The 13,692-nt window shown below is 60.1% G+C and carries 12 protein-coding genes and 1 pseudogene; 7 read left to right on the top strand and 6 right to left on the bottom strand.

Annotated features, from left to right (window positions below; translation table 11 throughout):
- Nucleotides 1–35 precede the first annotated feature (35 nt).
- Both ABLV04_RS00780 and ABLV04_RS00785 read right to left on the bottom strand, forming a co-directional pair.
- A complete protein-coding gene (locus ABLV04_RS00780) occupies nt 36–1,013 on the bottom strand; it encodes a GTP-binding protein (protein WP_180265803.1) in 978 nt (325 codons plus the stop codon).
- Nucleotides 1,014–1,133: 120 nt separating this feature from the next.
- A complete protein-coding gene (locus tag ABLV04_RS00785; RefSeq protein ID WP_147733363.1) occupies nt 1,134–2,600 on the bottom strand; it encodes a fructuronate reductase in 1,467 nt (488 codons plus the stop codon).
- A gap of 207 nt (nt 2,601–2,807) precedes the next feature.
- Between ABLV04_RS00785 and uxuA the strand changes: the two genes are divergently transcribed.
- On the top strand, nt 2,808–3,998 hold the full coding sequence (gene uxuA / locus ABLV04_RS00790; protein ID WP_348815236.1) for a mannonate dehydratase: 1,191 nt from the start codon (nt 2,808–2,810) through the stop codon (nt 3,996–3,998).
- 72 nt (nt 3,999–4,070) lie between these two features.
- Here uxuA and yeiP read toward each other — a convergent pair whose 3' ends face one another.
- Nucleotides 4,071–4,643 (bottom strand): elongation factor P-like protein YeiP, encoded by a 573-nt coding sequence (gene yeiP, locus ABLV04_RS00795; RefSeq protein ID WP_002912951.1) that lies wholly within the window; start codon nt 4,641–4,643, stop codon nt 4,071–4,073.
- A 147-nt stretch (nt 4,644–4,790) separates the two neighbouring features.
- On the opposite strand from yeiP, the gene ABLV04_RS00800 reads away from it, so the two are divergent.
- Nucleotides 4,791–5,045 carry a YkgJ family cysteine cluster protein gene (locus ABLV04_RS00800; protein ID WP_023290454.1) on the top strand — a complete coding sequence of 85 codons (255 nt, stop codon included), beginning with the start codon at nt 4,791–4,793 and terminating at the stop codon, nt 5,043–5,045.
- Between the two features lie 34 nt (nt 5,046–5,079).
- Nucleotides 5,080–5,172, top strand: a pseudogene (locus ABLV04_RS00805) (hypothetical protein); the annotation flags it as partial.
- A gap of 34 nt (nt 5,173–5,206) precedes the next feature.
- Here ABLV04_RS00805 and setB read toward each other — a convergent pair.
- Entirely contained in the window at nt 5,207–6,388 is a 1,182-nt protein-coding gene (setB, locus tag ABLV04_RS00810; RefSeq protein WP_032453530.1) for a sugar efflux transporter SetB, read from the bottom strand.
- Nucleotides 6,389–6,724: 336 nt separating this feature from the next.
- Here setB and fruB point away from each other — a divergent pair, with 336 nt between their 5' ends.
- Genes fruB through fruA form a run of 3 tightly spaced genes read left to right on the top strand, consistent with a single transcriptional unit; the run spans nt 6,725 to nt 10,505 of the window.
- Nucleotides 6,725–7,855, top strand: a complete 1,131-nt coding sequence (fruB, locus tag ABLV04_RS00815; protein ID WP_180265802.1) for a fused PTS fructose transporter subunit IIA/HPr protein — start codon at nt 6,725–6,727, stop codon at nt 7,853–7,855.
- Nucleotides 7,856–8,794 (top strand): 1-phosphofructokinase, encoded by a 939-nt coding sequence (gene fruK / locus ABLV04_RS00820; protein WP_002912941.1) that lies wholly within the window; start codon nt 7,856–7,858, stop codon nt 8,792–8,794.
- Between the two features lie 16 nt (nt 8,795–8,810).
- Complete coding sequence (gene fruA, locus ABLV04_RS00825; protein WP_044524221.1) at nt 8,811–10,505, top strand: PTS fructose transporter subunit IIBC; 1,695 nt, start codon at nt 8,811–8,813, stop codon at nt 10,503–10,505.
- 53 nt (nt 10,506–10,558) lie between these two features.
- Here fruA and nfo read toward each other — a convergent pair whose 3' ends face one another.
- The gene (nfo, locus tag ABLV04_RS00830) at nt 10,559–11,413 is read right to left on the bottom strand and encodes a deoxyribonuclease IV (protein ID WP_023290450.1); all 855 of its coding nucleotides are present in this window, start codon (nt 11,411–11,413) and stop codon (nt 10,559–10,561) included.
- A gap of 71 nt (nt 11,414–11,484) precedes the next feature.
- Nucleotides 11,485–12,534: a YeiH family protein gene (locus tag ABLV04_RS00835; RefSeq protein WP_044524219.1), complete on the bottom strand. Its 1,050-nt coding sequence runs from the start codon at nt 12,532–12,534 to the stop codon at nt 11,485–11,487.
- 265 nt (nt 12,535–12,799) lie between these two features.
- Here ABLV04_RS00835 and yieE point away from each other — a divergent pair, with 265 nt between their 5' ends.
- Complete coding sequence (gene yieE / locus ABLV04_RS00840; protein WP_004201638.1) at nt 12,800–13,666, top strand: DNA-binding transcriptional regulator YeiE; 867 nt, start codon at nt 12,800–12,802, stop codon at nt 13,664–13,666.
- Nucleotides 13,667–13,692: the final 26 nt, after the last annotated feature.

Below are 13,692 nucleotides of genomic sequence, written 5' to 3' on the forward strand. Positions count from 1 at the left end.
CGATTTTGTGACAGTCGGCGGCAACCTTAGCCGCCTTAACTTAAACGAAGCCTCAACAATGAGGTCTGGAGCGCGTTCCAGTCGGCTTCATGGGCGGAGATAAGCTCGATGCGGCTATCGGGCGGGGCGACGCTAAGGGTCTCGATATGCAGATCCTCGCCCTGGCGGTTGATCCGCACCGCCCCTTCGGCAATGCGCAGCACACCTTTGACGCGCGCCACCGGCGCCAGCCGGGCCCACTCCAGCAGGGCGATGGTGTCAAAGACCGTTTCCGCGTCGAAGATCCAGCCGCAGGCCTGATAGCCCTGGCCGCTGTTAAGGTGGCGTCGCCAGCGCTGGTGTTCCGCCAGACTAAGGGCGGCGAGACCGGCTGTGGGGGGATGGCGGTGGGCGTGCTCCGCGCTCGCCGGCAGCGGGGCGGTATTGCGCCGCGGTTCATCAAGCAGGGCCAGGTCGATATTACCCTGGGTCGCCGACACCTGGCGGCGATCGCCGCCCCAGCGTTGCCACCAGTCGACAAACGCCTGAGCGCTTTCGGGCGTTTCCCGATCGCTTTTATTGGCCACGATGATATCCGCCGCCGCCAGCTGGTCGCGAAAGTTGTCGTTGTTGACCGCTTTCTCGTTCAGTAGCTGACGCGGATCGAGGATGCACAGGGTCGCGCGCAGATCGATCCAGGGTTCATACACCGCCGCGGTGAGGATATCGAGGATCTGCTTTGGATGGCCAAGTCCGGTGGGCTCAATCAACAGACGATCGGGTTTCCCCTGGCGCAGCAGGGTATTCAGCCCGACCTGCATCGGCAGGCCATTGACACAGCACATGCAGCCGCCGGGGATCTCCTTGAGCAGGGCGCCGCTGTCGGCCAGCAGGGCGCCGTCTATCCCGACTTCGCCAAACTCGTTAACCAGTACGGCCCATTTTTCATCCGCAGGCTTCTGCGCCAGCAGATGAAGAATCGAGGTCGTCTTACCGCTGCCGAGAAAGCCGGTGATCAAATTGGTTCTTGTCACTCTTTTCTCCAGGATAAATGTAATGTTGTAACAGTTACGCCTATCCTGACGAAAAAAGAGGGAAAAGAGAAGTCCTGAGGCGGACAGAAGGAAATTCTGTCCGCATAAGCGCAAATATTGTTAAGAATTGAGCGCGCGGGCAACCGCCTCGCGGGCGCCGTGCATCGCCAGCTGCTGCCAGGCGGCGCGGATCCCGGCGACAAACTGCGCGTTGCGCGGCAGGTCGCGGCCAAATATTTCCTCCAGACCCAGCAGGGCGTCAACGCGCTGCTGCTCATCGCTCTGCGCCACCCGCTGCTGGATCTTGTCCACCAGCGGATCGCGGACGTCGATGGCCTGACCGGCATCGTCCGTACCGCTGACGTAGCGCATCCAGCCGGCTACGCCGAGGGCCAGCAGCGGCCAGCGGCTGCCGCGCTCAAGATGCACGCGAATACCGTCGAGCATACGCTGGGGCAGCTTCTGGCTGCCGTCCATGGCGATTTGCCAGGTACGGTGTTTGAGCGCCGGGTTGCTGAAGCGCGCGATCAGGCTGTCGGCATAGGCCGCCAGATCGACGCCGGTAATGGTCAGCGTCGGGGCCTGTTCGTCAAGCATCAGCTGGCGGGCGGTGCGGCGGAAGACCTCATCCTGCATGCAGTCGCTGACGTGCGCATGACCTGCCAGATAGCCAAGCCAGGCGAGGAAAGAGTGGCTGCCGTTGAGCATCCGCAGCTTCATCTGCTCCCAGGGCAGCACGTCGTCGGTCATCTGCACGCCCGCCGTCTCCCAGGCGGGGCGCCCGGCGACAAAGTGGTCTTCGACCACCCACTGAATGAAGGGTTCGCAGCTGATGGCGCAGGGATCTTCCACCCCCAGCACGGCGGCGATTTCCGCCAGCGACTCCGCGGTGGCGGCGGGAACAATACGATCCACCATGGTGCCCGGGAAGCTAACGTTGTCGGCGATCCAGCTCGCCAGCGCCGGACTGCGTTTTTCCGCCATGCCGAGGACGGCATTTTTCACCACGTGGCCGTTGTCGGGAATGTTATCGCAGGAGAGCACGGTAAAGGGCGACAGGCCCCGTTCCCGGCGGCGGGCCAGCGCTTCAACTAAAATACCGGGAGCCGACTGCGGCAGCGTCGGATTTTCCAGATCGTGAACGATACGCGGATGCGTCGGATCCAGCTTGCCGGTCGCCGGATCGATGCAATAACCTTTTTCCGTGATGGTCAGCGAGACAATCGCTACCTGCGGCTCGCAAAATTTCTCGATAATCGCCGCCAGCGAATCGAGCCTGGCGTTCAGGCATTCGTGCACCGCGCCGATAACAATGGGCTGATTACCGTCGGCGCCTTTTTCCAGTACGGTAAACAGGTGGTCCTGTTCGCGAAGCTGGCTCATCAGCGTATCGCCGCTGAACAGACTGATTTCGCAGATCCCCCAGTCGCCGCCGATGTTATTCAGCACGCGATCGGTCAGCAGCGCCTGGTGCGCGCGATGAAACGCGCCAAAGCCGAAATGGACAATACGCGAGCGGAGCTGGCTGCGATCGTACTGAGGACGTTGCACGTTTTCCGGTAGCGTAGCGGTTGCAATTGTTGTCATTCTTTACACACCTGTTTAACTGCTTATTAACATTGCCAGTCTAAAGTTATATGACAGGAAATTAAATTGGTAAGCCGAAATTATCCGCTGACTGTGAGCTGGATCAATCAATGCGCCGGCTCTGTTTGCAGCCTGACGAGAAACATGTATGGTAGTCGTCATGATTGTCGCCATTATTGGTATAACAACTTTTGTGAGGGCATAGCGATGGAGCAAACCTGGCGGTGGTATGGGCCGAACGATCCGGTATCGCTTGATGATGTACAACAGGCGGGGGCGACCGGGGTCGTCACTGCGCTGCACCATATTGCAAACGGTCAGGTCTGGCCGGTCGACGAGATTAAAGAGCGTCAGGCGCTGTTAGCGGCGAAAGGGCTGACCTGGTCGGTGGTCGAAAGCATTCCGGTGCACGAGGATATTAAAACCCACAGCGGACAGTATGCGACCTGGATTGCCAACTATCAGCAGAGCATCCGCAACCTCGCGGACTGCGGCATCGATACCGTATGCTACAACTTTATGCCGATCCTCGACTGGACGCGCACCGATCTGGAATATGAGCTGCCGGACGGCTCCCGGGCGCTGCGTTTCGATCAGATCGCCTTCGCCGCCTTTGAACTGCATATCCTCAAACGCCCGGGGGCGGAAGCGGATTACAGCGAAGAAGAGCAGCGCCAGGCCGAGGCGTATTACAAGGCGATGAGCGAAGCGGACATTGAGAAACTGACCCGCAATATCATCGCCGGCCTGCCGGGGGCGGAAGAGGGCTACACCCTTGACCAGTTCCGCGCGCGCCTGGCGGAATATGACCACATCGATAAAGCGCAGCTGCGCGAAAATATGGCCTATTTCCTGCGGGCCATCGTACCGGTGTGCGAAGAGGTGGGGATCCGACTGGCAGTGCATCCGGACGATCCGCCGCGGCCGATCCTGGGCCTGCCGCGTATCGTGTCGACCATCGAAGATATGCAGTGGCTGAAAGAGACAGTGGACAGCATCAATAACGGCTTTACCATGTGCACCGGATCCTATGGCGTCCGCGCCGATAACGATCTGGTGAAGATGGTGGAGACCTTTGGCGATCGCATCCACTTTACCCATCTGCGCGCCACCTGCCGCGAGGCGAACCCGAAAACCTTCCACGAGGCGGCGCACCTTAGCGGCGACGTCAATATGGTGGCGGTTGTGGATGCGATTCTGCGTGAAGAGCAGCGGCGTAAACAGGCCGGCGATCTGCGCCCGATCCCGTTCCGTCCGGATCATGGTCATCAGATGCTGGACGATCTGCGCAAGAAAACCAACCCAGGCTATTCGGCGATTGGCCGTCTCAAGGGGATGGCGGAAGTGCGCGGCGTGGAGCTGGCGCTGAAGATGACCAAATACCCTGAACTGCTGTAATCGCGGCAACGGGGATAACAAAAAGGACAGCCAGCGGCTGTCCTTTTTTACTGGTCAACTCGTCACGGAAAATTAATCCGCGCGGCCCATATAGCGGCACTCTTCGATATGAATGCGGATTTTCTCACCTGTGGTCAGGTATTCCGGCACCTGAATCACCAGGCCGGTGCTCATGGTGGCGGGCTTGGTGCGGGAGCTGGCGGATGCCCCTTTAATACCCGGCGCGGTTTCGATAATTTCCAGGTCCACGGTCTGCGGCAGCTCAAGCGCCAGCAGCTGGCCGTCCCAGGTCAACACCTGCATATCCGGCATGCCGCCTTCCGGAATAAACTGCAGCTCTTCTTCGATCTGCTCTTTCGTGAAGGTGTAAGGGGTGTAGTCTTCTTTATCCATGAACACGTATTCGTTGCCATCGACATAGGAGAAGTCAACGAAACGGCGGGTCAGGGTCACGGTATCGACGATATCGTCGCCTTTGAAGCGCTCTTCTACTTTCAGGCCGGTACGCACATCGGAGAAGCGCATTTTATACAGTGTCGCAGCACCGCGGGCGCTGGGTGACTGAATATCGATATTTTTCACAATCAGCAGCTTGCCGTTGTAATTCAGCACCATACCTTTTTTAATTTCATTCGCTCTTGGCATTGCAGTAATCCTGTCACTTAACGAGTCAAAAATATCGCGTAAAACTACTCGCGCCCGGGCGTTCAGGCAAGTGGAATTCGCGAGTTTTGCTATCTTCTGGCAAAACGTTTAGGCTGTGGCGCAAAATGAGCGTTTGGGAGCTGGGTTGTGGAATGTCGTACTGATTGTGGCGCATGTTGCATCGCCCCCTCTATATCCTCGCCGATCCCCGGCATGCCGCAGGGCAAGCCGGCCAATACCCGCTGTATTCAGCTCTCCGAGCACAATCTGTGCCTGATTTTCGGCTCCCCACTGCGTCCGAAGGTGTGCGCCAGCCTGCAGCCCTCGCCGGAGATGTGCTTCACTCATCGTGATGACGCCATCACCTGGCTGCTGGAGCTTGAGCTGGCCACCGCGCCCTGAGCTTAAAGCAGCAAATGAGACAGGTTTTTGATATGTGTATACCGATTATTTTGCCCATGTGTCGATTATGCGCAAGGTGCTGCTGCGCATGACCAGCTGGCTGCATTATCTCTATCTGGATCACTAATCTCCACTGCCCGGCTCCGGCCGGGCAACCTTATCTATACATCTCTGATCCGCCACAGGCAGGCCTGGGTGGCGATCCCCATAACCAGCGCTATCCAGAACACCGCATGATAGCTCCAGATCTCTGCCACCACGCCCGCCAGTGAGCCGGCGATGATCCAGCCGACGCGGGTGGTATTGGTGTAGAGGGTGGTGGCCGCGCCCGCCTGCCCGGGCATCAAATCCTGGAAATAAAGCATGCCAATCCCGGCGAGGATCCCGATATAGATGGCGTTCAGCACCTGCATCGCCAGCAGCAGCGCCGGCGTGTGCACCGTCAGCATGCCCACATAAAACAGCACCCCAGCCACCGCGGAAAGGCGCATCAGAAAGCGTTTACCGAAGCGCCGGGCGTAGTAACCGGCAATCAGCATGGTGGGAATTTCCAGCCCGGCGGCGGTCCCCATCATCAGGCCGGCCAGCTTCTCCGGCAGATGCAGCTCGTTAATGATAAACAGCGGCATATTAATGATGTACAGGCTGTTGGTGCCCCACATCAGCGTGCAGATGCTGAACAGCAGCAGCGCATCGCGGCGGTGCGTGCGCGGGGCTTCCAGCCGGCCAGTCGCCACCGCCTTGGCTTTGCGCATGCTGGGCAAGAACAGCCAGACCATGATCCCGCAGACGATAAACGCCGCCGCGGCGCTGAGGTACATCGCGGTAAAGCCAAACCCCATCGCCAGCGCATAGGCCAGCGGGGGACCAATCACCCAGGCCAGGGAGACCTGGGCGCGCAAAATGGAGCTGAACATCACCGCTTCGCGGCCGGTTTTGTCGGCATGCTCGCGCGCGAGGGCGAACATCTGCGGGTTGGCGGTCGAACCAAAGCTGCTAAGGAATACGCCGATGAACAGCAAAATGAAATAGTTCCGGTTCCAGGCAAACAGCACGCAGGCCAGCACCCCCAGCAGGCAGCAGACGACAATCAGCTGCTTGCGATCGCCCTGACGGTCAGAACGTCCGGCGAGGAACTGGCTGACCAGAATGCCGATGACGGCGCTGCCGGTAAAAAAGAAACCCACCATCGCCGGGCGGACATGCACTTCATTGGTCAGAAACAGGCTCAGGGTCGGCGTCTGCAACGCCCCGGCAATGCCCGTCAGAAAGGCGACGATCAGGAAGGCGGAAGAGGTGACATCGAACCCGCGTCGGGGAAGGGCGGCGCTTCGGTTTTCCATGGGTTTGGTTTTCTGTAGTTTCAGGAGACGGCGCGGAGTTTACGCCTGCTGGCTGAAAATAAACAGTAGTATGGCACGAATAATTAAAAAGGTGTTTCAAAATAGAGAGTTCAGCAAAAAGCTGACGTTTACCGCGGCCAGGCGCCAGGGCTTCAGCAAAAGTGTGCAGTACCTCTAAGTTCTGCAATCAAGTCGCTGACGTACCTTGCGCGTTGAGCAAGAAAGGTACAGAATTCTTGAAACGTTTCAGCGTCATTCGGCATATCGTTCACCGTCAGATGGCGCCTATTTTCTCAAGTTAGCTGAAACGATTCAATTCAGCAGGAGAGGAGAACCATGTTCCAGTTATCTGTGCAGGATATTCATCCCGGCCAGCAGGCCGGTAATAAAGAAGAGGCCATCCGGCAGGTCGCCGCCGCGCTGGTCAGCGCCGGCAACGTGGCCGATGGCTACGTGAACGGCATGCTGGCGCGCGAGCAGCAGACCTCGACCTTCCTCGGCAACGGGATCGCGATCCCGCACGGCACGACGGATACGCGTGACCAGGTGCTGAAGACCGGCGTTCAGGTGTTTCAGTTCCCGCAGGGCGTAACCTGGGGCGAAGGGCAGACCGCCTATGTGGCGATCGGGATTGCCGCCAGCTCAGATGAACACCTCGGCCTGCTGCGTCAGCTGACCCATGTGCTGAGCGATGACGCGGTCGCCGCCCAGCTGCAGTCCGCCACCACCGCGGAAGAGCTGCGGGCGCTGCTGATGGGGGAGAAGCAGAGCGAAGCGCTGAAGCTGGACAACGAGACCCTGAGTCTCGACGTCGCGGCCAGCGATCTGCTGACCCTGCAGGCGCTGAACGCCGCGCGTCTGAAAGAAGCAGGCGCTGTGGATTCCGCTTTCGTTAGCCACGTCATTAACGATACGCCGCTGAACCTCGGTCAGGGCATCTGGCTGAACGACAGCGCCGAAGGCAATCTGCGCAGCGCCGTGGCGGTCAGCCGCGCCGCCACCGCCTTCACCCGCGACGGCCAGCCGGTTTCCCTGCTGGTCACGGTGGCGATGACCGACGATCAGCCAACCGCGGTGCTGAACCGCCTGAGCAAGCTGCTGCTGGACAAGAAAGCTGACCATCTGCTGAAAGCCGACGCCGCCACCGTGCTGGCGCTGCTGACCAGCGACGACGCGATTGCCGAAGATGTGCTGAGCGCCGAATTCGTGGTGCGCAATGAGCACGGCCTGCATGCCCGTCCGGGCACCATGCTGGTCAACACCATTAAACAATTTTCCAGCGACGTCACCGTCACTAACCTCGACGGTTCCGGCAAGCCGGCCAACGGCCGCAGCCTGATGAAGGTCGTGGCGCTGGGTGTGAAAAAAGGTCACCGTCTGCGCTTTACCGCGCAGGGTGAGGATGCGCAACAAGCGCTGGATGCGATTGGCGAAGCGATCGCCGCAGGCCTTGGGGAGGGCGCATAAATGAGCAGACGTGTAGCAACCATTACTTTAAACCCGGCGTACGATCTGGTGGGCTTCACCCCGGAGATCGAGCGCGGTGAAGTGAACCTGGTGCGTACCACCGGCCTGCACGCCGCCGGGAAAGGCATCAACGTGGCGAAAGTGCTGAAAGATCTTGGCATTGACGTCACCGTCGGCGGCTTCCTGGGGAAAGACAACCAGGATGGCTTTCAGCAGCTGTTCAGCGAGCTGGGGATCGCCAACCGTTTCCAGGTGGTGCAGGGCCGGACCCGCATCAACGTTAAGCTGACGGAAAAAGATGGCGAAGTGACCGATTTCAACTTCTCCGGCTTTGAAGTGACCCCAGGCGACTGGGAACGCTTCGTCAACGACTCCCTGAGCTGGCTGGGGCAGTTCGATATGGTCTGCGTCAGCGGCAGCCTGCCGTCCGGCGTCAGCCCGGAGGCCTTTACCGACTGGATGACCCGTCTGCGCAGCCAGTGCCCGTGCATCATTTTCGACAGCAGCCGCGAAGCGCTGGTTGCCGGACTGAAAGCGGCGCCGTGGCTGGTGAAACCGAACCGTCGCGAGCTGGAGATCTGGGCTGGCCGTAAGCTGCCGGAGATGAAAGACGTTATCGACGCCGCCCATGCGCTGCGCGAGCAGGGGATCGCCCACGTGGTGATTTCCCTGGGCGAAGAGGGCGCGCTGTGGGTGAACGCCTCCGGCGAGTGGATTGCCAAACCGCCTTCAGTCGAAGTGGTCAGCACCGTTGGCGCCGGCGATTCGATGGTCGGCGGCCTGATTTACGGCCTGCTGATGCGTGAATCCAGCGAGCATACCCTGCGCCTGGCGACCGCCGTCGCTGCCCTGGCCGTCAGCCAGAGCAACGTCGGGATCACCGACCGTACCCAGTTGGCCGCGATGATGGCGCGCGTCGACTTACAACCCTTTAATTGACAGCAGGAGAGGCATAATGAAAACGCTGCTGATTATTGATGCCGGACTCGGACAGGCGCGCGCCTATATGGCGAAAACCCTGCTGGGTGCCGCAGCGCCAAAAGCGCACCTTGAACTGATTGATAATCCGAACGACGCCGAACTGGTGATTGTTCTCGGGTCGGCGCTGCCCACTGACAGCGCGCTGAACGGCAAACAGGTCTACCTCGGCGATATTAATCGCGCCGTGGCGCACCCGGAGCTGTTCCTCAGCGAAGCCAAAGGCCACGCGACGCCGTACGCGGCGCCTGCCGCCGCGGCAGTCCCGGCGGCCACCGGCGGACCGAAACGTATTGTCGCGGTCACCGCCTGTCCGACCGGCGTTGCCCATACCTTTATGGCGGCTGAAGCCATTGAAACCGAAGCGAAAAAACGCGGCTGGTGGGTGAAAGTGGAAACCCGCGGCTCCGTCGGCGCGGGCAATGCTATCACCCCGGAAGAGGTGGCCGAGGCGGATCTGGTGATCGTCGCCGCCGATATCGAAGTCGACCTGGCGAAATTCGCCGGCAAGCCGATGTATCGCACCACCACCGGTCTGGCGCTGAAGAAAACCGCCCAGGAGCTGGACAAAGCGGTGGCTGAAGCCAAACCGTACCAGCCTTCCGGTAAACCTCAGGCTGCTGGCGAAGGTAAAAAAGAGTCGGCGGGCGCCTACCGCCACCTGCTGACCGGCGTCTCCTACATGCTGCCGATGGTGGTGGCGGGCGGCCTGTGTATCGCGCTCTCCTTTGCCTTCGGGATCAAAGCGTTTGAAGTGAAAGACACCCTCGCGGCGGCGCTGATGCAAATCGGCGGCGGCTCGGCCTTCGCGCTGATGGTGCCGGTGCTGGCGGGCTTTATCGCCTTCTCCATTGCCGACCGTCCGGGTCTGACCCCGGGTCTTATCGGCGGTATGCTGGCGGTCAGCGGCGGCTCCGGCTTTATCGGCGGGATCATTGCCGGTTTCCTTGCCGGTTACGTGGCGAAAGCCATCAGCACTAAGCTGAAACTGCCGCAGAGTATGGAAGCGCTGAAGCCGATACTGATCATTCCGCTGGTCTCCAGCCTGATCGTGGGCCTGGCGATGATCTACCTGATTGGTAAACCGGTCGCCGGTATCCTCGCCTGGCTGACCCACTGGCTGCAAACCATGGGCACCGCCAACGCGGTTCTGCTGGGCGCGATCCTCGGCGCGATGATGTGTACCGACATGGGCGGCCCGGTGAACAAAGCGGCCTATGCCTTCGGCGTTGGCCTGCTGAGTACCCAGACCTACGCGCCGATGGCGGCGATCATGGCGGCCGGTATGGTGCCTCCGCTGGCGATGGGTATCGCGACGCTGGTTGCCCGCAATAAGTTCGACAAAGGGCAGCGGGAAGGGGGTAAAGCCGCGCTGGTTCTCGGCCTGTGCTTTATCTCTGAAGGGGCGATTCCTTTTGCCGCCCGTGACCCGATGCGTGTGCTGCCTTGCTGTATCGTCGGCGGTGCGGTAACCGGCGCTATCTCGATGGCGATTGGCGCGAAATTGATGGCGCCGCACGGCGGGCTGTTTGTTCTGCTGATCCCGGGGGCGATTACGCCAGTGCTGGGCTACCTGCTGGCGATTGTTGCCGGGACGCTGGTGGCGGGCCTCTCCTACGCGGTGCTGAAACGCCCGGAAGCGCAGGTAGCGGAAGTCGAAAAAGCGGCATAATCTCTCCGCAATAAAAAAGGGCCGACTGTTCGGCCCTTTTTTTATGTCTCTATTTACGCCACTTCGGCGATCTGCTGCGCCCGCAGCCAGGCTATCTCTTCCGCCCAGATATCCGGGTTGATGGTTTCCAGAATCAGCGGAATGCCGTCGAAGCGGTTGTCCTGCATGATCCAGCTGAAGCAATCGTGGCCGATGTTGCCCTCCCCCAGACTATGGTGACGGTCGACCCGGCTGCCGAAGGCGCTCTTGGCATCGTTGAGATGCATGCCGCGCAGATACTGAAAGCCGACGATACGGTCGAAGTCGGCAAAGGTCTTCTCGCAGGCTTCGGCGCTGCGCAGGTCATAGCCGGCGGCGAAGGCGTGGCAGGTATCGATGCAGACGCCGACGCGGGTTTTATCTTCCACGCCATCGATGATGGCCGCGAGGTGCTCGAACTTAAAGCCCAGGTTGCTGCCCTGGCCGGCGGTATTTTCGATAACTGCGGTGACGCCTTCGGTCTTCGCCAGCGCGATATTGATCGATTCGGCGATGCGCGCCAGACACTCTTCCTCCGGGATCTGCTGCAGATGGCTGCCGGGGTGGAAGTTGAGCAGCGTCAGCCCCAGCTGCTGACAGCGGGTCATCTCATCGATGAAGGCGTCACGGGATTTTTCCAGCGCCTCTTCCACCGGGTGGCCGAGGTTAATCAGGTAGCTGTCGTGCGGCAGGATCTGTCCGGGGCCAAAGTGATACTTTTCACAGGCGGCTTTGAATTCGGCGATGGTCTGGTCGCTGAGCGGCGCGGCGCGCCACTGGCGCTGATTTTTGGTGAAGAGGGCGAAGGCGGTTGCTTCGATTTCGGCGGCGCGAATGGCGGCATTGGCCAGTCCACCTGAGGCGCTCACGTGCGCTCCTACGTATTTCATAAAAAAACTCCAGTTAAAGCCGCTGGGGGGTGGGTAATGATAGCGGCTTAACTGGAGAAAGATGTAGTGCTTTATGCCATCAGGCTGTGGATGGCGACGTTAATGGCCCCGCCGCCGACAATCAACCAGACGAACAGCATCAGCGCCATCAGCAGCGGTTTCGCCCCGGCTTTTTTCAGGGCGCTGACGTGAGTGGTCACCCCAAGAGCGGCCATCGCCATCGCCAGCAGGACGGTATCCAGCGTCACCAGCATCTCCACGACCGCTTTCGGCAGCAGATGGAAGGAGTTAAACACCGCCACCAGGATGAACATAATGGCAAACCACGGAATGGTGATTTTGCTTTTCTCGCCGTTACCTGCTGGGGTCAGCTGTTTAACACGCGCCGCCAGGAACAGCAGGAACGGGGCCAGCATCATCACGCGCAGCATTTTAGCGATAACCGCGGCGTTCTCCGCATCCGGGCTGACCGCATGGCCGGCGGCGACGACCTGCGCCACTTCATGCATGGTGGAACCCATATAGATCCCGTAGGTCTCCGGGGTAAACCAGTGCGCCAGCAGCGGGTACATCGCCGGGTAGAGGAAGATGGCGATGGTACCGAAGATCACCACCGTGGCGACGGCGACGGTCACTTTACTGGCTTCGGCTTTGACCACCGGCTCGCTGGCAAGCACTGCCGCCGCGCCGCAGATGCTGCTGCCGGCGCCGATCAGCCAGCTGGTGTGCTTATCGAGCCCAAACACTTTCTGGCCCAGGAAGCAGGCGATGAAAAAGGTGCTGGAGAGCGTCAGAACGTCAATCAAAATACCGCTCACGCCGACGTCGGCAATCTGGGCGAACGTCAGGCGGAAGCCGTAGAGGATGATCCCCAGGCGCAGCAGATACTGTTTGGCGAAGATCACCCCGCCGTCGCAGGGCTGCCAGATTTTCGGATAGACCGTGTTACCGACGACCATCCCGAACAGAATAGCGAGGGTCAGGGCGCTGAAGCCCGCCCCGGCGATGGCCGGGAAGCTACCGGCCCACAGGGCGGCGCCGGTCAGGGCGGCGGTCAGCGCCAGGCCTGGGACAAAATGCCACAGGGAACGATGTTTGGTGGGTAAAGTGAGTGCTGTCATAACCTTCTCCTTTGTCTGCCTAAAGGTTACGCCGCGCGGGATTAAATATAAAATTGATTATATGTTTATAATCAATCGTAATAAGTGGTTAATGGCCGCTTCGCCGGCGACAACGGGGCAGGGGAGTGAGGCGCGCAAGCGAGCTGCTCTTGTCAGCAAGACGATGATTTTGTGACGTAAGGGGATTTTCCTTCCGTCAGCCGCCTCGATTTGTGTCACCATAGTAAGGAAGGTTATTCAGACTGGATTACTAAACGGGTGGGTTATGCATATTACGCTGCGGCAGCTGGAAGTGTTCGCCGAAGTCCATAAGAGTGGGTCGACCACTCAGGCGTCACAGATGCTGGCGCTTTCGCAATCGGCGGTCAGCGCCGCACTTACCGATCTGGAAGGGCAGCTTGGTGTACAGCTGTTCGACCGCGTCGGCAAGCGACTGGTGGTCAATGAGCATGGACGGCTGCTCTATCCGCGCGCCCTGGCGTTGCTGGAGCGGGCCCTGGAGATCGAGCAGCTGTTTCGCGGCGACAACGGGGCGATTCGGGTCTACGCCAGCAGCACCATCGGCAACTATATTATGCCGGAGATCATTGCCCGCTATCGCCATGACTTCCCGGATCTGCCGGTTGAGCTGAGCGTGGGCAACAGCCTGGACGTGATCAACGCCGTTGCCGACCTGCGGGTGGATTTCGGTCTGATCGAGGGGCCGTGCCATGCCGCCGATATTATCGCCGAGCCGTGGCTGGAAGATGAGCTGGTGGTGTTTGCCGCGCCTGACTCGCCGCTGCTGGCGGGGGAGGTGACCCTGCAGCAGCTGGCCGAGGCGCCGTGGATCCTGCGCGAGCATGGGTCTGGCACCCGGGAGATTGTCGATTACGTTCTACTGTCGCATCTGCCGGCGTTTCATCTGGGGATGGAGCTGGGCAACTCGGAGGCGATCAAACACGCTGTGCGCCATGGGCTGGGGATCAGCTGCTTATCGCGGCGGGTGATTGCCGAACAGCTGGCCTCCGGCACGCTGGCGGAGCTGAAAGTGCCGCTGCCCCGGCTGACGCGCACGCTGTGGCGGATCCACCACCGGCAGAAGCATATTTCCAAAGCATTACAACGTTTTCTGCAGTATTGCCAGGTGTAGCGATCCGGCTTTATCGCCTGATAGAG

Source organism: Klebsiella sp. JN_Kp127 (assembly GCF_040062505.1).
GTDB classification, from domain to species: domain Bacteria; phylum Pseudomonadota; class Gammaproteobacteria; order Enterobacterales; family Enterobacteriaceae; genus Klebsiella; species Klebsiella quasipneumoniae.

Coding starts and splice junctions, on each gene's coding strand:
- ABLV04_RS00785 (WP_147733363.1), bottom strand. CDS start 2,600: ATGACAACAATTGCAACCGCTACGCTACCGGAAAACGTGCAACGTCCT.
- fruK (WP_002912941.1), top strand. CDS start 7,856: ATGAGCAGACGTGTAGCAACCATTACTTTAAACCCGGCGTACGATCTG.
- yieE (WP_004201638.1), top strand. CDS start 12,800: ATGCATATTACGCTGCGGCAGCTGGAAGTGTTCGCCGAAGTCCATAAG.
- ABLV04_RS00835 (WP_044524219.1), bottom strand. CDS start 12,534: ATGACAGCACTCACTTTACCCACCAAACATCGTTCCCTGTGGCATTTT.
- fruB (WP_180265802.1), top strand. CDS start 6,725: ATGTTCCAGTTATCTGTGCAGGATATTCATCCCGGCCAGCAGGCCGGT.
- nfo (WP_023290450.1), bottom strand. CDS start 11,413: ATGAAATACGTAGGAGCGCACGTGAGCGCCTCAGGTGGACTGGCCAAT.
- uxuA (WP_348815236.1), top strand. CDS start 2,808: ATGGAGCAAACCTGGCGGTGGTATGGGCCGAACGATCCGGTATCGCTT.
- fruA (WP_044524221.1), top strand. CDS start 8,811: ATGAAAACGCTGCTGATTATTGATGCCGGACTCGGACAGGCGCGCGCC.
- setB (WP_032453530.1), bottom strand. CDS start 6,388: ATGGAAAACCGAAGCGCCGCCCTTCCCCGACGCGGGTTCGATGTCACC.
- yeiP (WP_002912951.1), bottom strand. CDS start 4,643: ATGCCAAGAGCGAATGAAATTAAAAAAGGTATGGTGCTGAATTACAAC.